The sequence below is a fragment of the Rhodoplanes sp. Z2-YC6860 genome (genome assembly GCF_001579845.1).
Classification (GTDB): Bacteria; Pseudomonadota; Alphaproteobacteria; order Rhizobiales; family Xanthobacteraceae; genus Z2-YC6860.
Window position 1 is genome coordinate 5,467,355 of sequence record NZ_CP007440.1, and the last position, 17,398, is coordinate 5,484,752.

Genomic DNA, 17,398 nt, shown 5'->3' on the forward strand with positions numbered 1-17,398 from the left:
AATGTCGCGCCGGGCATTCGTCTAAAATCTTACTGAGCATCCTGGGCGCATTTTCCGGCGCGGCCCCATCGCATTGCCTTGCCGAGCTCGGCGCAGGTAACGCTCGAAGGATAAGCCCTGGATTCCTTGGAATTCCGCGCGCTTGCTCGCGTCCTGAAATGACAGATCGAGCGCCAACGGCTCTCTGGTCCTTCTTTCTCGCAGTGAGGAATTTTTCCGATGCGGCATTTTTTCCATCGAACATTTCCACATGTCAGCGCCGCATTTTTGACGACCGCGATGCCCCTCGTCGGTAACCACGTACTCGTGCCGCCACCGCGATCTGCAGCGCATCGTCCCGGCGGCAACGTCGGTTTTGGTATGCAGAATTATTGACATCGTCATACTCAACAACCCAATCTCTGCCCCCGGAATGGGCTGGGGCGTTGCAAATCGCGCGATGACGTTGGTGGCCGTGGCGGTCGCGGCTGCGGCCGGGTCGGATTCCGCCAGCGCGCAAAGCACGCAACTGCCGCGGATCAGCGTCGTCGCGCCGAAGCGCGCCAAACCCAAACTCCAGCGCACAGCCCCCAAGCCCACGCCGCCACAAGCCGCGTCCGCCAACGTCGCCGCGCCGCCGCGCCAGATGGCTCCGATCAACACCTCGAACGAACGCCTCGTCCCCGGCGCCGAGGTCAACGCCTATCCGGTGACGCGTCCGGCGGAGGCGCTGGAGCAGGCCGCGCCGGGCCTCGCGGTCACGCAGCACAGCGGCGAAGGCAAGGCGAACCAGTATTTCCTTCGCGGCTTCAACCTCGACCATGGCACTGACCTCGCCATCACCGTCGACGGCATGCCGGTCAACATGCCGACCCACGGCCACGGCCAGGGCTATGCCGATCTGAACTTCCTGATCCCCGAACTCATCCAGTCGGTGCGGGTGCGTAAAGGCCCCTACTTCGCCGACGAAGGCGATTTCTCCTCGGCCGGCGCGCTTCACATCGATTATCTCAAAAGCCTCGACCGCGGTTTCTGGCAGGCCACCGTCGGCAGCTTCGGCTATCGCCGCCTGCTCGCGGCGCAATCGTACACGGCCGGCAGCGGCAAGCTGCTCGCGGCCTTCGAGACCAACGCCTACAACGGGCCGTGGGACGTGCCCGACGACGTGCGCAAGTTCAACGGGCTGCTTCGCTACAGTCAGGGCAATGCCGACAACGGCTTGTCGGTGCTCGGCATGGCCTATGCCAACAAGTGGAACTCCACCGACCAGGTGGCGCAGCGCGCGATCGACGGCGGCGTGATCGATCGTTGGGGCTCGCTCAATCCGACCGACGGCGGCCAGTCGAGCCGCACTAGCCTTTCGGCCAATCTCACCCGCACCGAAGGCAATGCCCAGACCAAGGCCAGCGCCTACGTGATCCGGCAGACACTGACGCTGTTCAACGACTTCACCTATTTCCTCAACGACCCGGTCAACGGCGACCAGTTCAGCCAGACCGATCGCCGCACCATTGTCGGCGGTGAGGCGAGCCACACCGTGAAGGGCAGGCTCCTGGGCTTCGACACCGAGAACACGCTCGGCATCCAGCTTCGCCGCGACGACATCGCGGTCGGTCTCATCAAGACCATCGATCGCATGCCGCTCTCGACCGTGCGCCAGGACAATGTCGGCGAGACCAGCGTCGGCATCTACGGCCAGAACACCACGCGCTGGACGAACTGGTTTCGCACCGTTCTCGGCCTGCGCGGAGACTACTTCACGGCGCGCGTCAACAGCGACACGCCGCAGAACTCCGGCGACACCTCGGACTTCAAGGCGAGCCCCAAGGCCAGTCTCATCTTCGGCCCGTTCTACAAAACTGAATACTTCCTCAGCGCCGGCTATGGCTTCCACTCGAACGACGCGCGCGGCGCGACCATCACGGTCGATCCGACCGACAAGACCACGCCCTTGCAGCGCGTGCCGCTGCTGGTGCGCTCCAAGGGCGCAGAGGTCGGTGTGCGAACCAAGGCGATCGCCGGCCTGGAAAGCACGCTGTCGGTGTTCGTGCTCGACTATGACTCGGAGATCCTGTTCGTCGGCGACGCCGGCACCACCGAGCCGAGCCGACCAAGCCGGCGCGTCGGCGTCGAATGGACCAACCGGTACAAGGTCAACTCCTGGCTCGGCCTCGACGTCGACTTCGCCTACACGCACGCCCGCTTCACCGACGTCGACCCGGTCGGCAACCGCATTCCCGGCGCGCCGGGCATCGTCGCGTCCGCGGGCGTCACACTTGGCGAGAAGACCGGCTGGTTCGGCTCGGCGAAACTCCGCTACTTCGGCCCGCGGCCGCTGATTGAGGACAACAGCGCCAGCTCCTCGCCGGCCGCGGTGGTCAATGCGAGCCTCGGCTACCGCTGGGACGGCGGCTGGCGCGTGCAGATCGACGCGCTGAACCTGTTCAACTCGCGCTCCAACCAGATCGAATATTTCTACGACTCGCAATTGCGCGGCGAGACCGCGCCGGTCGCCGACCGCCACCTCCATCCGCTCGAACCGACCGCGGTGCGGCTCACCCTGGCCGGGCCGTTGCCTTAGGCGTTTTTCCCTGCGCAACAATTCGACGGCCGGGGATCGGCTTTGCCCCCATTTCGTTCGCCGCGATTTCCTGTTTTGATGGCCGCAAATTGCACAAGACAATCTCCGGGAGCAGCGCGCCATGCCGATACTGGATCGCACCGTCAGTTTCTTCGGCGCAGCGCTGATTGCGCTCGCCTGCTGCCTGCCAGCCGCGGCCGACGACTATCCGACACATCCGATCACGCTGATTATTCCGTTTCCGGCCGGCGGCGGCGTCGACACTGTCGGCCGCGTGATTGCCGCCAAGCTCACGACGGCACTCGGCCAGCAGGTCGTGGTCGAGAATCGCGCCGGCGCGGGCTCGGTGGTCGGCATCCGCGCAGGCGCGAAGGCACCGCCTGACGGCTACACCATCCTGATGATCACCACGGGCGCGAGCGCGCCGACCAATCCCGGCTACGACATCTTTAAGGACTTCGCGCCGATCGGATTGATTGCCGCCGTGCCGATCATGATCCAGGCCAATCCGGCGACGCCGGTGAATTCGCTGACCGACCTCATTGCGCTGGCCAAGAAAGAGCCGGGCAAGCTCACGGTCGGCACGCCGCCGCCGCCGACGCTCAATTACTTTGGCATCGAGCTGTTCAAGTCGCTGACCGGCGCCGACGTCACGACCGTCACCTACAAAGGCACCGGTCCCCTCACCAACGATCTCGTCGGCGGGCATGTCATGCTGGCCTTCAACACCGTGCCGCCTGCCATCGGCAACATCCAGTCTGGCAGGATCAAAGCAATCGCAGTGTGTGCGCCCGAACGCCTTGCGGTGGCGCCCGACGTGCCGACCGCGGCCGAGGCCGGCCTGCCCGGGCTCGATGTCGTGCTCTATTACGGGCTGCTCGCACCGGCCGGCACGCCGCAGGCGATTGTGGAGCGCTTGAACGCGGAGCTTCGCAAAATCGTCGACTCCGACGACGTGAAATCGCGCATGATCTCGGACGGCGGCGCGGCGATGCCCAGCACGCCGGAGGAATACGCTCGCAACATCGAGCGCGAAGAAGGCAAGTGGCGCACGTTGATCGATAAGCTCGGCCTCAAGATCGAATAGAACCTCAGGGTGGCCAAAGATCGTAGGGTGAGCGAAGGCGCGAAGCGCCGTGCCCGCCTGGCATCTGCCGGCATTTCGTTCGACTCCCTCCCCGCCTCATCCTGAGGAGCATTGCGAAGCAATGCGTCTCGAAGGATGGGGCGGCCTGGTGCTTCGAGACGCGCAGCTTCGCTGCGCTCCTCAGCATGAGGCCGGGAGAGAGCGCCCGGCTCGCACCAGCGACTCGGCAACGCGGACACGGCGCTTCGCGCCTTTGCCCACCTACAAACTGACGACTGCCTCAATCGAAGAAGAAACCGCCGTTGACCTCGACGATCTCGCCGTTGATGAACTTCGTCGCCTCGGTGAGCAGCATGATGGCCGTGCCCGCCATATCCTCGGGCTCGCCGAGCCGCCCAAGCGGCGTGCGGGCGATCACCTCGTCGAGCGCGGCGGCGGGAATTCCAGCGTCGTTCGAGACCATCGGCGTCTGCACGATGCCGGGACAGATCGCGTTGACGGTGATGCCCGACGGCCCGAGCTTCATGGCAAGATCCCGGGTGAGCGCGATGACGCCGCCCTTGGAGGCCGCGTAGGCCGGCCCGCTGATCGAGGCGCCCTTGCGTGCCGAATCCGAGGCGGTCAACACGATGCGGCCCTGGCGCTGTTGCTTCATCACCGCCGACACCGCCTGCGCCATGAGGAAGGTGCCGAGCAGGTTGATGTTGATGACGCGATTCCAATGCGCGACGGTCGTTTCCTCGATGCTGTGGATGTCGATCACGCCGGCGAAATGCAAAAGGCCGTCGATCCGGCCGAACTTCTCGACGGCCTGCGCGACCACCGCCTTGGTCTCATCGGCTGACGACACATCGAGCGGGCACTCGGCGAACGTGACGCCGGCGCTGGAGGCTTCGCGCGCGATCGCGGCGAGCCCTTGCGTGTTGAGATCGGCAAGCACGAGCTTCGCCTTCGACTTCAGGAGCAGCCGCGTGGCGGCCTGGCCGAACCCGCTCGCCGCGCCCGTGATGATGATCACCTTGTCTTGCAGTCCATAATCCATGTCACACCGCACGCTAGTTCAGCGAAATCTGCGCCGCCTTGATGACCGGCGCCCATCTCTCGATCTCGCTCTTCACGAAGGCCGCGGCTTCCCCAGGCGAGCCGCCGCCGGCTTCGGCCGCGGCGCCTGCGATCAGCTGTTTGGCTTTGGCGCTCACGAGATAGCGGTTCACGGCCGCATTGACCTTCTGCACAACGTCGGCCGGCGTGCCGGTGCGCGCCATGATCGTGAACCATGCGGCGGCCTCGAACGGCATTCTGATCTCTTCCTGGACGGTCGGCACATCGGGCAGATCGCCGAACCGCCGAGCGGTTGCGACCGCAAGCAGCCGGACTTTCCTGTCCTTGGCGAGATGGACGAAATTCGACAGCAGGTCCGAGCCCATCGGCAGATGACCGCCCAGCAGGTCCGTCACCATCGGCGCGCCGCCCTTGTAGGGCACGCCGTTGAGCACGATTCCCGTCTTCTGCTGCAGCATTTCGAAGGCGACATGGCTCATCGAGCCGACGCCGGTCTGGCCGCTGGTGAGCTTGCCGGGATTGGCCCGCGCGTAATCGAGCATGGCCTGGAAATTCGTCACCGGCGCGTCGAGCGCGCCGACGAACACCACCGGCGACTTGAGCACCAGGACGATCGGCACGAGATCCCGCGCCGGATCATACGACAGGTTCGCGAACATCATCTTGTTGAAGGCGGCCTGCGCCTGCGTCGCAAACAGCAGGACGCTGCCATCGGGCGGCGCCTTGACGACCGCCGCGGCAGCAAGATTACCGCTCGCGCCGGGATGGTTCTCGACCACGAACGGCTGACCGAACTCATCGCTCAAGGCCTGCGCGCAGCCGCGCGCCATGAGATCGGCGATGCCGCCGGCCGGCAGCGGCACCAGCATCGTCACCGGCCGGTTCGGCCAGTTCTGTGAAGCCTGCGACAGAGCGGCGGCACAAGACAGCAGCAAAGCTACGGCCGCCAGCGTAATGCTGCGAAGCGTAATCATGGTCCTAACCTCATCCGGTCGCGCGGATCATGCCTTGATGCGCTCGGGCGCCACGGGCTTGCCGTGCGCCGCTTTCGGCTTGCCGGTGGTGCGGCGGATGGCCTTGCGCGTGGTTTCCGGATCGGCGCGCTCGACGCCCTCGACCGCCCCGCCCCTGATGGTGACGCGCTCCATGTAGCGGCGTTGCGGGAAGTAATCGTTGACCGCGTAGTGCTGGGTCGAGCGGTTGTCCCACATGATCAGCGTGTTCGGCGTCCAGTGATGCCGGAACTGATATTCGGGAACCTGCGCCTGCAGGAACAGCGTCTCGAGCAGCGAGCGGCCTTCGCGCTCGTCCATGTTGCGGATGCCGACCGTGAACTGCGGATTGACGAACAGCACCTTGCGCCCGGTCACCGGGTGCACGCGCACCACCGGGTGCACCGCGGGCGGATAGATCTCCTCCCAGCGCAGCACGTTCTGGCGGTCGCCCTCGGAGTCGTCGAACAGCTCGCGGAACGGCTTCCAGTCGTGCACCGCCTCGAGGCCCGAGATGAACTGCTGCATGCGGTCGCTGAGTCCGTCGAACGCAGCCGACATGCTGGCGAACATTGTGTCGCCGCCGATCGCCGGCACCTCCTTGGCGACCAGCACCGTGGCCTTGGGCGGCTCCTTGCGGAACGTCTCGTCGGAATGCCAGACGTCGGTGCGGAACGGCGGGTTGGTCTCGTCGTTGCGAAACTTGATCAGCACCGAGACATCTTTGTCCTTGGGCGCGAACGGATGCACGGTCAGTTCGCCGAAGCTCGTGCCGAAGTCGATCAGGTTCTGGGATGAGATGTCTTGATTGCGAAAAATCAGGAGCTCGTTCTCGGCAAGCGCGGTCTCGATCGCCGCGCGCTGTTCACCGGACATGGGCTTGCGCAGATCGATGCCGGTGACTTCGGCGCCGAGATAGGCACCGACCCGCGTGATCGTCAGCCCCGCATTCTGCGAAACGATGGGACGGCCCTGAAAACTTCCAACCGGCTTGTTCACGCGCGATCCTCCATTGTCGGTCGCTTCGTTGAGCGGCTCTGTTTGTCAATCGGCTTTGCAATATCGATTTGTCCGACATGCTAGCCGACTGGGGAACCCGGAATAAAGGGGCGCAGGGCGAGCAAGTGAGCAGGCCTCCGGGGATTGACCTGCGCTCCGAGAACCCGGATTCTTGAGGTCATAAACCATCAAGGCCGCAGGTCCGGCGCTTGAGCGCCAGGCAAATGACGGCCGCATAAACGGCAGTCTGGGGAAATGTCATGGCCGACGCATCGAGCCGCAGCGAAAAAATCAAATCCGTGATCCGCGTTTCCAGCGGAAACTTTCTGGAAATGTACGACTTCTTCGTGTTCGGCTACTACGCGAGCGCGATCGGCAAGACCTTCTTTCCCGCCGGCAGCGAATTCGCGCAACTCATGCTCGCCTTCATGACGTTCGGCGCGGGCTTCTTGATGCGGCCGCTCGGCGCGATTGTTCTCGGCGCCTATATCGACCATCACGGCCGGCGCGCGGGCCTGCTGCTGACGCTGGTGTTGATGGCCATCGGCACGCTGTCGATCGCGCTCGTGCCGGGTTACGCCACGCTCGGCGTCGCGGCCCCGATTATCGTCGTGCTCGGCCGCCTCATCCAGGGCTTCTCGGCCGGTGTCGAGCTCGGCGGCGTCTCGGTCTATCTGTCCGAGATCGCAACGCCCGGCAACAAAGGCTTCTACGTGAGCTGGCAATCCGGCAGCCAGCAGATCGCGGTGATCTTCGTGGCGCTGCTCGGTGTCTGGCTCAGCGCGCTGCTGCCGCCCGAGGAGATGACCGCCTGGGGCTGGCGCATCCCGTTCCTGGTCGGCTGCTTGATCGTGCCGCTGATCTTCTTCCTGCGCCGCTCGATGGAGGAGACCGCCGAATTCACCGAGCGCAAGAAGAGCCAGGCGCATCCGACGCCGAAACAGATCCTCCAGTCGCTGCTGCAGAACTGGCGGATCGTCATCATCGGCATGCTGCTGGTGACCATGACCACGGTGTCGTTCTACTTCATCACCGCCTACACGCCGACCTTCGGCCGCGAGGTGCTGAAGCTCACCGGCACCGACAGCCTGCTGGTGACGCTCGGCGTCGGCATCTCCAACCTGTTCTGGCTGCCGGTGATGGGCGCGGTGTCCGACCGCGTCGGACGGCGACCCTTGTTGATCCTGTTCACCGTGCTGATGCTGGTGAGCGCGTACCCGGTGCTGAATTGGCTCGTCGCCGCGCCATCGTTCCAGCGGCTGCTGATCGTCGAACTCTGGCTGTCGTTCCTCTACGGCAGCTACAACGGCGCGATGGTGGTGGCGCTGACCGAGATCGTGCCGGTGCGGCTACGCACCGCGGGCTTCTCGGTGGCCTATAGCCTCGCCACCGCGCTGTTCGGCGGCTTCACGCCAGCGGTCAGCACCTATCTGATCGAGGTGAGCGGCAACCGCGCGGTGGCAGGGCTGTGGCTGATGTTCGCCGCCGCCTGCGGACTCATCGCGGCGCTGCTGGCCTGGAGGCCGCAGTTCGCCGAGCGTGGCGCGGTGGCCGCGGCGGCGTGAGCGTCGTCCGCGGCCTGGTCAGAGCGGATATCGGTCGGCCGTCACGCCGCAGGATTCGAGAAACTTCCGCATCTGCACGACTTCTTCCGTCGGAAGATCATGCTGGGCGTGCGTGAAACTGGCCGAATGCCCGTTGAGCTTCACGCCAATTCGATTGCCCGACTTGTTCTCGACCTCGGCTCCGAGATCTTCCAGAAGATGGACGACCTTCTTGAAATCGATGTTGGCGCTGATCGGATGCGCGAACAGAGTGTGCAGTGTCGTGCGATGATGGTGATTCATTTTTTAACCGTTCCCTGAAGTGTTGAGATTCGCGCCGCGGCTCAAGCCGAACAGGAAATGCATGTTGCCGCCGTTGGAAGCGCCTTCAGGCGTTTCGGGTCGATCGGCGCCCCGCACTTGGCGCACGTTCCGTACTTGCCATCGGCTATCCGCTTCAGAGCGGCCTCGATCTGACGGGCTTCTTTGATCTCAGACCGTTCGATTTCTGCGAGCGCGTCCTGATTTTCCAGCTCGATGGCCTGGTCCCCAGAGTCGGCGGACAGCGGTTTGTGCAATGAGCGATCGACCTTCACCAGATGCTGCCGTAGCTCGGCGAGGCGCGCCTTCAGTGTCTCTGTGACGCCTTGGTGCTGATTCATTCTCGTTCCATCCAAACGCTCGGGTCTTACAAGTCGCATATTGGCCGGAGGGCATCGCGCCGCGCTGATCTAGATCAAAGGCCGCGTATGCCCGCGCATCTCTTGTGGAGCTTCGGATTCGTGCTTGACTCTATGTTCCTGTTTTGTTCTCATTGAGTCCCAAGAGAACGAGGCACGCCATGGACGATCAATTCCACAACTTTCTGGCCAATCTGTCGGACGAGCAGAGCAAGGAGATCAAACCCGTCGAGTCGCACCCCGCCGATGAGGAGGTGCGGGAGGCTCTCGCCATCTGCAACGGTGATGCCGTTGCAGCGCTCCGCATCACGCTGATCGCCAACGCGTTTCTCGAAGCTCAGCTCGATGAATTGAAGAGCCAAGTTTCAACCAGCTTCGGGCGCAAGCGAAATCCGGCGCGCACCAAGGTGGAAGACCCGACACAGGCGAAAAAGCCTGCGCGCGCGGCCAAAGCCTGAAGCGGAAAGGCGTAAGCGAAACGAACCGAACGGGTGTCCCGATGTCCGTCACCTATTATGTCGCCCTGCCCTTCGGACGCTCGGAGGACGGAATCTCGCCGGGCCAGGCTCAAGAGCTGCCCAATGAAGTGGCGGCGATCCGCCGGGCCGAGGCGCTGTCGCGCCATCCCGACAATGTCGGCGCTCTGGCGTTCAAGCGATCCGGCGAACCGAACGTCGGCCAGTTCGGCGAAGCGACGATCCTGAAGGTGTTCGGCGAGGTGCCGAGCAATCTCGACGAGCTTTGAGAGCTCGCGCTCCCGTCGCAATCAAGCCGGCCGCCGAAACCAGCGGCGCGCCGCAACGACCGCCCATATCGCCTCGACCACGCCGAACGGCCAGGCACCCTGCAGAAAACCGTAGGCCGAGCCGAGCGCGCAGGCGCCGGCAAATGCCAGCACGAACCAATGGCTGCGGTCCTCCAGCGCGTAGCAGATCAGCATCGCCGTGACGGCGAACAAACCGAAGGCCGTGAGAGCGTCCATGGTTGCTAGCGCGCGACCGTGTAGCCGATCGACTGGCTGACCTCGATGGACGGCTGCGTCATGCCCGGCAGGAACGCCGGCAGCGGCTGCGCACGGCGAAGCATCGCCATGGCCTCGTCGTCGAGCGCACGAGAGCCGGAGCTGCGCACGACTCGCTGCGACAGGATCTCGCCCTTGGCGGTGACCACGAACGCGAACGTCACCGTGCCCTGCTCGCCATGCGCGGCCGCCGGATAGCGCTTGTTCTGCTGCAGCCTGGCCGACACCAGATGATTCCAGCGCAGCAGCGCGTTGCGGCTCATGGTGCTGCCCTGAGGCGCGGTCGCGGGCCGTTGCGGTCCGATCTGATCGGCGCGCGGTGGCGCGGTCGCGACCGATGGCGCCTGCTCCTCCTGCTGCGGCTTCTTCTCTTCGACCTTTTCCTCCGGCACCGGCAGTTGCACATCGGACTGCGTCTCGACCTTCTGCACCGGCTCCGCAACCTCGGGCTTGGCCTGATCCGGAGGCTTGGGGATCTGCAAAGCGTCAGGCGCCTCTTCGCCCGGCGGCAGATCGGCGGTCGATGGCGACGAAGCCGACATCGGCGTCAGGTCGACGAAAACCGCCGGCGTATCGGACATGCCGTCGTCCTCTTCGGGCGCAGCATAGAAATAGGCTCCGACCGCGGCGACATGCATGACAACCACGATCGCGGCAGCGTATGCCCAGCGCCGGACCTCAGCGCCGTCATAGGCCGGCAGTATCAGCGATTGCGCCGTCATCTGGCTCATTGCGTCTCAGCCTGACGATTTACTTGGCTTGATGATTCACTTAGCTTGGCGATTCTCGAGCCCGACAAGGGCAATCTTGAGATAGCCTGCGGTGCGCATGTCGTTCATCACCTGCATGATGTCGCCATAGGCCACCGTCTTGTCGGCGCGCAGGAAAATGCGCTCATCGTGATTGCCCTTGGCCGCGACGTTGAGCGCCTGCGCCAGAGAATCCCGTGCGATGACATCCTCGCCGATCGCGAGCGAACGATCCGCTTTGATGGTGAGGAAGATCGGCTTGTCCGGCCGTTCCTGCCGCTGCGCCGTGGTCGACGGCAACTCCACCGGAATGTCGACGGTGGCAAGCGGCGCCGCGATCATGAAGATGATGAGCAGCACCAGGATCACGTCGATGAACGGCGTGACGTTGATCTCGTGCGTCTCCTCGAATTCGTCGCTGTCGTGCCCGAGCTTGATCGACACAGAACTACTCCGCGGCAGCGCGCGACATCGGAGACGACATGCGCTCGCAGTCGCGGCTCACGAGCCGCATCACCAGCGCGGAGCCGTCGGCGAGCAGCGCGCGATAGCCGCCGGTCGCGCGCGAGAACACGTTGTAGATCACCACGGCCGGGATCGCGGCGAACAGGCCGAGCGCGGTCGCGAGCAGCGCCTCGGCGATGCCCGGCGCTACCACCGCGAGATTCGTGGTGTGGGCGTTCGAGATGCCGATGAAGCTGTTCATGATGCCCCACACCGTGCCGAACAGGCCGACGAAGGGCGCTGTCGCACCGATCGTGGCGAGAATGCCCATGCCGCGGCCGGTGCGGCGGATCGCCGAGGCTTCGACGCGCTCGAGCAGCCACGCGATCCGCTCCTTGAGCCCCTCCGGCTCGGGATGCGGCGACATCTGCACCTCGTGGACCGCGGCACGCACGAGCCGCTCGATCGCGGCCTCGCCGCGGCCGAGCCGCTGATTGGCCTCGCCAAGCGAGCGCGCCTCGTTGAGCAGGCCAAGCGCCGCGCGCGCCCTGCGGCTCGCCGCGAACAACTCCCAATACTTCGCGACACAGACCGTCCAGGTGACGAGCGACGCAAACACCAGTCCGATCATCACGAGTTTCACGATGATGTCGGCGTTCATGAACATGCCCCACGGCGACAGGTCGCGGGGCAGATCGGCCGGCGAGACCTGCGCAGTGCCGATGGCCGGGGCGGATGCTGCATTTGCGTCAGGCGTCGCCGGAGCGGACCCGCTCTGGGCTGGCGCAGCCGGAACTGTCGTGGCGGGAGCCGGCGTGGCGGCCGCGGCTGGTGCGGCCTGCGGTGGGGCCGCTTGCGATGGCGCGACCTGGGGCGCCGCCGGTTGCGAAACCGCCGGCCGCGGAGCCTGCTGGTTCGGCGCGGGCGCCTGGGCGAAAGCCTGGGCGGTGCACAACACGGCTACGATCGTGGCCGGAGCCACTAAACGACTGATCCTCATTGACTAATCCTGCACATTCCAAACGCTGCGACTGCCCCGCTCGCGTGCCAGTGCACTGTCGGACGCATTTGTAACAGTGTTACATGCGCCAAGGCCAGTGGAGCGATGATGCATCCTGATCGGGGCAATCATTCGGCAGCCTCGACCTGAGGCATGGCCATGGCGGGCGTTGCAGGCGTGGCCGGCTTCGGCCGCCTGCGGCTGCGGAGCCAGATCATCACACCGGTGATGACGAACACGGTCGGCAGCACGCCGCAGACAAACACCAGCACCTGCCACAACGCGCCGCCGCGACTGCCGTCGTGGAGACCGCGGATCAGTTGCGCCGCGCGGTCACCGGAAAGCTGCGCCAGCGGCGCGAGCGCGCCACTGCGCTCGTCGAGCATCATGGTGGTCATACCGCCGGTCTGCGGATCGCGAACCTGCACGCGCACGCTGCCGCCGCCTCCCCGCTGCGGCTGCGAAATCGGCGCGACCGACGCCATCATCTCGCGCGCCTGCTGCGGGAAGCCGAGATAGATGCCGGTCGCCGACACCACCGCGAGCGGAATCGAGATCCAGAAGCCGAACAGGTGATGCAGGTTGAACGAAAGCGCGGGCCCGCGCGTGAAGCACAAGCCGCGCAGAAAGCCCGCGTTGCGCGGCCACCAGAGATAGATGCCGCTGAGGCTCAGGATTAGCATCGCGACGCCAACCCAACCGACGATGCTGCGCCCGTTCAACTCGGGGATCGTCAGGTTCTCGTGAAAGCGATGCAGGACGCCGATGAGAGAGTCGCGGAATTCGACGGTCTCTATGATGCGCCCGGTCGGCGGATCGAGATAGACGGAAACGAACCTCAGGCGTCCGCCCTCGCCGCGCCGACCTTCACGCGCCGACAACACCGCGGGCCAGCCGTCGCGCTCGGGCATCCGCAATCCGGTCGTCTGGAAGCCGCGCTCCAGCGCAGCGGCGGCCTTCGCCACGAGTTGTGCGGGCGGCAACGACGGCCCTGCGGTCGCAGCATAGCGAGACGGATGGATCAGCGCGTCGAACTCATCATGCCAGACCAGAAACGCGCCGGAGAGCGAGATCGGTACGAGCAGAACTGCAAGGCCGATGCCGAGCCACAGATGGATTTGCAGGAAAAGCCGGCGCAGCCGGGATCTGGACGCGGCAGACATCGCGCTCTCTTTGTAATCGTTCCAAGTAGTTTGGAGCTCCAGGGCCACGTATAGCGAGCGGCCGCGCTGCCACAAAGTAGAAATGCAATAAGTTTGTTAGTTTTGAAGTGTTCTAATTCGAAAGAGCCTGCAGTTTCAACCATTTATAATTGCCCACGAATACTACCGCATGTAAGCCAATACTGGGCATGAACTGAATTTTTATCAGTTCTAAACAACAAACTTGAACGTAAGAGTGGGGCGATGTCGAAGTATATCCGGGTCACAAAGAAGCCAGCGGCTTCTTTGGAGCAGCAGTGCAACTGCAGCCAAAATCGGTCGGCGATCAGCGCAACGGTTCGCCATCCGTTGTCACAGGCCGCCGTCGGCCTGGCCTCGGTGATGCTGGCAACGACCAGCGGCACCGCCCAGGAGGCCGCTACCGCGGGGACGCCGCGTTCGAGCACAACCACGGCGCAGGCCGGCGAGCAATCCGCGACCACCACCCTGCCCCGGATCAACGTGCGCTCCGCGAAGCGCAAGCCACGGCAAGCGCGTCCGGTTCAAGCGCCTCGCACGCCGCCGGTGGCCGCAGCAGCGCCGGCGAACCCGTCGCAGACGTCGTATCAGGCGCCGACCAACGGCAACCTCAACCGTATCCCGGTCTCTCTTCTGAGGACGCCCCAATCCGTCAACGTGGTGCCGCAGGCGGTGATCCGCGACACGGCCGCGTCGGATGTCAGAGACGCATTGCGCAACGTCGCGGGCGTCACCTTCCGCGCCGGCGAAGGCGGCAACCAGGGTGACACGCCCTACATCCGCGGCTTCTCGGCGCAGAATGACGTGTTCCGCGATGGGCTGCGCGATCCCGGCTGGTATACGCGCGATATCTTCGCGGTCGACGCGGTCGAAGTCTACAAAGGTCCTTCGTCGGTGCTGTTCGGACGCGGCTCGACCGGCGGCGCGATCAATCTCGTCTCCAAGCTGCCGACCGATCGCACCTTCGTCGAAGGTACGCTGACCGGCAACACCGGTCCCGGCGTGCGCGCCACGGTCGATGCCAACGGCAAGGTGAACGACCAAGTGTCCGCGCGCATCGTCGCGATGGGACAGCGCTACGACATTCCGGATCGCGATCATGTCGAGATCAACCGGTACGGCTTCGCGCCGTCGATCAAATACAAGATCGACAACCAGACAACCAACACGTTCAGCTACATCTACCAGCACGACGAAAACGTCCCCGACTACGGCGTTCCGTTCATGAATTACAGTTTCGCGGGCAATCCACGACCGATCGCGCCGGTGTCGCGCAGCAACTGGTACGGCATTCTCAGCGGTCCTTATCCGGACACCGAAAAGGTCGACGCGCATACCCTCACCAACAGGCTCGAGCACGAGTTCAATTCGAACTTCAAGGTCGTGAACACGACGCGCTACACGAACGTCGATCGCTTCCAGCGCAACGTCTTCCCTGAGCCCGCGCCCTCGAGCCTGACGGCTGCCTGGACGCCGAACCGCGCCCAGATCGCGGTGAACAATTCGATGATTGCGAACGCCACCGACGCCATCGCGAAGTTCAACACCGGGCAGCTCGAACACACCACCATCACCGGCTTCGAGGCCAATCGCGAGACGCGCGATTTCCGGCGTAACCAGTTCGCGGGACAGGCCTCAACAAGCCTGCTCGATCCCGACCCCTATCGCTACGGCGGCACTCCGCAACCCTCGACCTCCAGCCAGTTTACCTATGGCGAGGCGACCGATCTCGCCTTCTATGCGGCGGATCAGATCAAGATCAATCAATACTTCGAGGTGCTTGGTGGCATTCGCCTGGAGAATTACAAGTTCAAGCAGGCGGCTCCGCTCGCCTCCGCGGCCGTCTCGCAGCTCGAGCGGAACGACAACCTGTTCAGCTGGCGCGTCGGCGGAATCTTCCACCCGACACTCAACAGCAGCATCTATGTGATGCATGGCACGTCGTTCAATCCGTCGGCCGACAACCTCTCGATCGCGGTGACAACGCCCGCCACCGCGATCAGCCTGACGAAGCTCGCGCCCGAAAAGAACGAAACCACGGAAGTCGGCATCAAGGCCGATGTGCTTGGCGGCAAGCTGAGCCTCGCCAGCGCGGTGTTCCACACCGTGAAGACGAACTTGCGCGTGCCGGATCCGATCAATGCGGGCGTGACGATCCTCGATGGCGAGGTCACGGCGGACGGTTTCGAGGCGAGCGTCAGCGGCTACCTGACCAAGCAGTGGCAGATCATCGCGAGCTACACCTACGTTCATGCCCGCGTCACCAAAACGACGAGCGCATTCCAGCTCAACACCGAGCCGCTGAACACGCCGACGAATGCGTTCTCGCTGTGGACCACATATGACGTCACGCCAAAGCTCCAGATCGGCGCCGGCGCTTTCTATACCGGCGAGGTCTATGGCGACTCGGGAAGCGCGACCGTTCCGCAGTCGGCGCTCGTGCCGGACTGGTGGCGCTTCGACATCATGGCCGCCTACAAGGTGAGCAAGCAGGCGACGCTGCAGCTGAACGTCTACAACCTCGCCGACAAGACCTATTACCAGTCGGCCTACTCCAACTGGGCGGTGCCCGCGTCGGGCCGCACGGTCGCCCTGACCTACCGGGTGCGGTTCGAACCCGACGAGGCGCCGAAGTCAGCTTCGCTCATCCCGACGAAGGCCGTGGCTCTCAAATAACGATTGGCGGGCCGCGAACCCCACGAGAGCCGCCTGCCCTGCAGGCGGCTCTTTTGCTGAGGACGCAACCGTCATCCGGAGCTGTTAACGGCCGGCTTGGAAAAGCAGCAGTGCGGCGGTAAGCCGAAGGTCAATCGCAAGGAACCCGAGCCATGATGCTCCACATTCCCGAAGTGCTCAGCGCCGAGCAGGTGGCGCGGTGCCGCGAGGTCATGACCAAGGCCGAATGGGTCGACGGCAATGTCACGGCGGGCCACCAATCGCGGCAGGTGAAACACAATCTGCAGCTTCCCGAACAATCGCCGGAGGCGCGCGAGCTCGGCGACATGGTGCACAAGGCGCTGTATCAAAGCCCGCTGTTCATGTCGGCGGTGCTGCCGCACCAGGTGTTTCCGCCGCTGTTCAACCGCTACGACGCCGGCATGACGTTCGGCGCGCATGTCGACAATGCCATCCGCTCGCATCCCATCCATCCGGTGCGCATCCGCACCGACGTCTCGGCGACGCTGTTCATCTCGGCGCTCGAAGACTATGACGGCGGCGAACTCGTGGTCGAAGACACCTACGGCAGTCACGAGGTGAAACTGCCCGCGGGCGATCTGATCATCTATCCGGCGACCAGCCTGCACAACGTCACGCCGATCACCCGCGGATCGCGCATCGCCTCGTTCTTCTGGACGCAGAGCCTGATCCGCGACGTGACCCAGCGCGCTTTGCTGTTCGACCTCGACATGGCGATCATCCGCCTCACCCAGGATCATCCCGGGCATTCGTCTCTGGTGACGCTCACCGCCTGCTACCACAACCTGCTGAGGCAATGGGCCGAGGCCTGAGCTTGATCCCGAAAAGTGCGAAGCGGTTTTCGGGAAAGATCACGCTCAAACAAACTCTATCCCGCAAAGCGACCCGGCCGAACGGCTCCGCCCTTCATGAAATACAAAACGAAATCGCCGGACCTTTGGCCCGGCGATTCGACTTTTGAAGCTCCGCCCCGCGTGGGGCAGCCGCAACGCGGCTACTGATTCAACAGCGGGATGCTCTTGTAGTCCTTGCCCTTCGGGATCGACGACAGATACGCGTAGATGTCGACCAGATCCTCGTTCGGCAGCACCTTTTCGCTGAACGGCGGCATTGCGCGGTTGGTGGTGCGCACGAAGGCCGAGAACGTGTCCCAGGGCAGCGGATCGGGCGCCAGCACCTTGCCGAGGCTCGTCACGGCCGAGCCTTGGCCCTCGTAGCCGTGGCATTGCCAGCAGCCATACTTCTGGAAGTTGGCCTTGCCTTTGACGGCATCGCCGGCGGCGAATGCCGAGCCGGAAGCGAGGGCCACCGTGCCGGCCGCGACCGCGGCCAGCACAAAGCGAACGAACGAACGTGTCATCTTGATCTTGCTCCCCAAATCA

Annotated in this window: 18 protein-coding genes; 7 read left to right on the top strand and 11 right to left on the bottom strand. The window is 64.2% G+C overall.

The window, feature by feature from the left end; genetic code table 11:
* Positions 1-439: 439 nt before the first annotated feature.
* Positions 440-2,560 carry a TonB-dependent receptor gene (locus RHPLAN_RS25790; RefSeq protein WP_084246625.1) on the top strand — a complete coding sequence of 707 codons (2,121 nt, stop codon included), beginning with the start codon at positions 440-442 and terminating at the stop codon, positions 2,558-2,560.
* 121 nt (positions 2,561-2,681) lie between these two features.
* A complete protein-coding gene (locus tag RHPLAN_RS25795; protein ID WP_068024018.1) occupies positions 2,682-3,647 on the top strand; it encodes a Bug family tripartite tricarboxylate transporter substrate binding protein in 966 nt (321 codons plus the stop codon).
* Positions 3,648-3,927: 280 nt separating this feature from the next.
* Here the strand turns inward: RHPLAN_RS25795 and RHPLAN_RS25800 are convergent, their stop codons facing one another.
* From RHPLAN_RS25800 to RHPLAN_RS25810, 3 genes are read right to left on the bottom strand one after another with little or no spacing between them, the layout of a single operon-like run.
* Positions 3,928-4,689, bottom strand: a complete 762-nt coding sequence (locus tag RHPLAN_RS25800) for an SDR family NAD(P)-dependent oxidoreductase (protein ID WP_068024023.1) — start codon at positions 4,687-4,689, stop codon at positions 3,928-3,930.
* Positions 4,690-4,702: 13 nt separating this feature from the next.
* Positions 4,703-5,683 (bottom strand): Bug family tripartite tricarboxylate transporter substrate binding protein, encoded by a 981-nt coding sequence (locus tag RHPLAN_RS25805; RefSeq protein WP_084245541.1) that lies wholly within the window; start codon positions 5,681-5,683, stop codon positions 4,703-4,705.
* Between the two features lie 27 nt (positions 5,684-5,710).
* Complete coding sequence (locus RHPLAN_RS25810) at positions 5,711-6,700, bottom strand: TauD/TfdA dioxygenase family protein (protein ID WP_068024028.1); 990 nt, start codon at positions 6,698-6,700, stop codon at positions 5,711-5,713.
* A 260-nt stretch (positions 6,701-6,960) separates the two neighbouring features.
* Between RHPLAN_RS25810 and RHPLAN_RS25815 the strand changes: the two genes are divergently transcribed.
* Positions 6,961-8,265, top strand: coding sequence for an MFS transporter (locus RHPLAN_RS25815; protein WP_068024032.1), 1,305 nt, complete (start codon positions 6,961-6,963; stop codon positions 8,263-8,265).
* Positions 8,266-8,283: 18 nt separating this feature from the next.
* Here the strand turns inward: RHPLAN_RS25815 and RHPLAN_RS25820 are convergent, their stop codons facing one another.
* The gene (locus tag RHPLAN_RS25820) at positions 8,284-8,547 is read right to left on the bottom strand and encodes a hypothetical protein (RefSeq protein WP_068024036.1); all 264 of its coding nucleotides are present in this window, start codon (positions 8,545-8,547) and stop codon (positions 8,284-8,286) included.
* Between the two features lie 41 nt (positions 8,548-8,588).
* Positions 8,589-8,906: a TraR/DksA family transcriptional regulator gene (locus RHPLAN_RS25825; protein WP_068024039.1), complete on the bottom strand. Its 318-nt coding sequence runs from the start codon at positions 8,904-8,906 to the stop codon at positions 8,589-8,591.
* Positions 8,907-9,085: 179 nt separating this feature from the next.
* Here RHPLAN_RS25825 and RHPLAN_RS25830 point away from each other — a divergent pair, with 179 nt between their 5' ends.
* Both RHPLAN_RS25830 and RHPLAN_RS25835 read left to right on the top strand, forming a co-directional pair.
* Positions 9,086-9,382, top strand: a complete 297-nt coding sequence (locus tag RHPLAN_RS25830) for a hypothetical protein (protein ID WP_068024042.1) — start codon at positions 9,086-9,088, stop codon at positions 9,380-9,382.
* Between the two features lie 41 nt (positions 9,383-9,423).
* Positions 9,424-9,669, top strand: a complete 246-nt coding sequence (locus RHPLAN_RS25835) for a hypothetical protein (RefSeq protein WP_068024045.1) — start codon at positions 9,424-9,426, stop codon at positions 9,667-9,669.
* Positions 9,670-9,690: 21 nt separating this feature from the next.
* Here RHPLAN_RS25835 and RHPLAN_RS25840 read toward each other — a convergent pair whose 3' ends face one another.
* The 5 genes from RHPLAN_RS25840 to RHPLAN_RS25860 all read right to left on the bottom strand — a co-directional run bounded on the left by RHPLAN_RS25840 (position 9,691) and on the right by RHPLAN_RS25860 (position 13,301).
* A complete protein-coding gene (locus tag RHPLAN_RS25840; protein WP_068024049.1) occupies positions 9,691-9,906 on the bottom strand; it encodes a hypothetical protein in 216 nt (71 codons plus the stop codon).
* Between the two features lie 5 nt (positions 9,907-9,911).
* Positions 9,912-10,676, bottom strand: a complete 765-nt coding sequence (locus RHPLAN_RS25845; protein ID WP_068024054.1) for an energy transducer TonB — start codon at positions 10,674-10,676, stop codon at positions 9,912-9,914.
* A gap of 36 nt (positions 10,677-10,712) precedes the next feature.
* Complete coding sequence (exbD, locus tag RHPLAN_RS25850) at positions 10,713-11,138, bottom strand: TonB system transport protein ExbD (RefSeq protein ID WP_068024057.1); 426 nt, start codon at positions 11,136-11,138, stop codon at positions 10,713-10,715.
* A 4-nt stretch (positions 11,139-11,142) separates the two neighbouring features.
* The gene (gene exbB / locus RHPLAN_RS25855) at positions 11,143-12,138 is read right to left on the bottom strand and encodes a tonB-system energizer ExbB (RefSeq protein ID WP_084245545.1); all 996 of its coding nucleotides are present in this window, start codon (positions 12,136-12,138) and stop codon (positions 11,143-11,145) included.
* Positions 12,139-12,266: 128 nt separating this feature from the next.
* The gene (locus RHPLAN_RS25860; protein ID WP_068024060.1) at positions 12,267-13,301 is read right to left on the bottom strand and encodes a PepSY-associated TM helix domain-containing protein; all 1,035 of its coding nucleotides are present in this window, start codon (positions 13,299-13,301) and stop codon (positions 12,267-12,269) included.
* Between the two features lie 243 nt (positions 13,302-13,544).
* Here RHPLAN_RS25860 and RHPLAN_RS25865 point away from each other — a divergent pair, with 243 nt between their 5' ends.
* A complete protein-coding gene (locus tag RHPLAN_RS25865) occupies positions 13,545-15,995 on the top strand; it encodes a TonB-dependent receptor (RefSeq protein WP_084245547.1) in 2,451 nt (816 codons plus the stop codon).
* Positions 15,996-16,147: 152 nt separating this feature from the next.
* Entirely contained in the window at positions 16,148-16,828 is a 681-nt protein-coding gene (locus RHPLAN_RS25870) for a Fe2+-dependent dioxygenase (RefSeq protein WP_068024065.1), read from the top strand.
* Between the two features lie 182 nt (positions 16,829-17,010).
* On the opposite strand, the gene RHPLAN_RS25875 is transcribed toward RHPLAN_RS25870, so the two are convergent.
* Entirely contained in the window at positions 17,011-17,376 is a 366-nt protein-coding gene (locus tag RHPLAN_RS25875; RefSeq protein WP_157100488.1) for a c-type cytochrome, read from the bottom strand.
* Positions 17,377-17,398 lie beyond the last annotated feature (22 nt).

Bases quoted from the DNA above. Each gene is read 5' to 3' on its own strand.
- RHPLAN_RS25790 (WP_084246625.1), top strand. From the start codon at position 440: ATGACGTTGGTGGCCGTGGCGGTCGCGGCTGCGGCCGGGTCGGATTCC.
- RHPLAN_RS25795 (WP_068024018.1), top strand. From the start codon at position 2,682: ATGCCGATACTGGATCGCACCGTCAGTTTCTTCGGCGCAGCGCTGATT.
- RHPLAN_RS25800 (WP_068024023.1), bottom strand. From the start codon at position 4,689: ATGGATTATGGACTGCAAGACAAGGTGATCATCATCACGGGCGCGGCG.
- RHPLAN_RS25805 (WP_084245541.1), bottom strand. From the start codon at position 5,683: ATGATTACGCTTCGCAGCATTACGCTGGCGGCCGTAGCTTTGCTGCTG.
- RHPLAN_RS25815 (WP_068024032.1), top strand. From the start codon at position 6,961: ATGGCCGACGCATCGAGCCGCAGCGAAAAAATCAAATCCGTGATCCGC.
- RHPLAN_RS25820 (WP_068024036.1), bottom strand. From the start codon at position 8,547: ATGAATCACCATCATCGCACGACACTGCACACTCTGTTCGCGCATCCG.
- RHPLAN_RS25825 (WP_068024039.1), bottom strand. From the start codon at position 8,906: ATGAATCAGCACCAAGGCGTCACAGAGACACTGAAGGCGCGCCTCGCC.
- RHPLAN_RS25830 (WP_068024042.1), top strand. From the start codon at position 9,086: ATGGACGATCAATTCCACAACTTTCTGGCCAATCTGTCGGACGAGCAG.
- RHPLAN_RS25835 (WP_068024045.1), top strand. From the start codon at position 9,424: ATGTCCGTCACCTATTATGTCGCCCTGCCCTTCGGACGCTCGGAGGAC.
- RHPLAN_RS25840 (WP_068024049.1), bottom strand. From the start codon at position 9,906: ATGGACGCTCTCACGGCCTTCGGTTTGTTCGCCGTCACGGCGATGCTG.
- RHPLAN_RS25845 (WP_068024054.1), bottom strand. From the start codon at position 10,676: ATGAGCCAGATGACGGCGCAATCGCTGATACTGCCGGCCTATGACGGC.
- exbB (WP_084245545.1), bottom strand. From the start codon at position 12,138: ATGAGGATCAGTCGTTTAGTGGCTCCGGCCACGATCGTAGCCGTGTTG.
- RHPLAN_RS25860 (WP_068024060.1), bottom strand. From the start codon at position 13,301: ATGTCTGCCGCGTCCAGATCCCGGCTGCGCCGGCTTTTCCTGCAAATC.
- RHPLAN_RS25865 (WP_084245547.1), top strand. From the start codon at position 13,545: ATGTCGAAGTATATCCGGGTCACAAAGAAGCCAGCGGCTTCTTTGGAG.
- RHPLAN_RS25870 (WP_068024065.1), top strand. From the start codon at position 16,148: ATGATGCTCCACATTCCCGAAGTGCTCAGCGCCGAGCAGGTGGCGCGG.
- RHPLAN_RS25875 (WP_157100488.1), bottom strand. From the start codon at position 17,376: ATGACACGTTCGTTCGTTCGCTTTGTGCTGGCCGCGGTCGCGGCCGGC.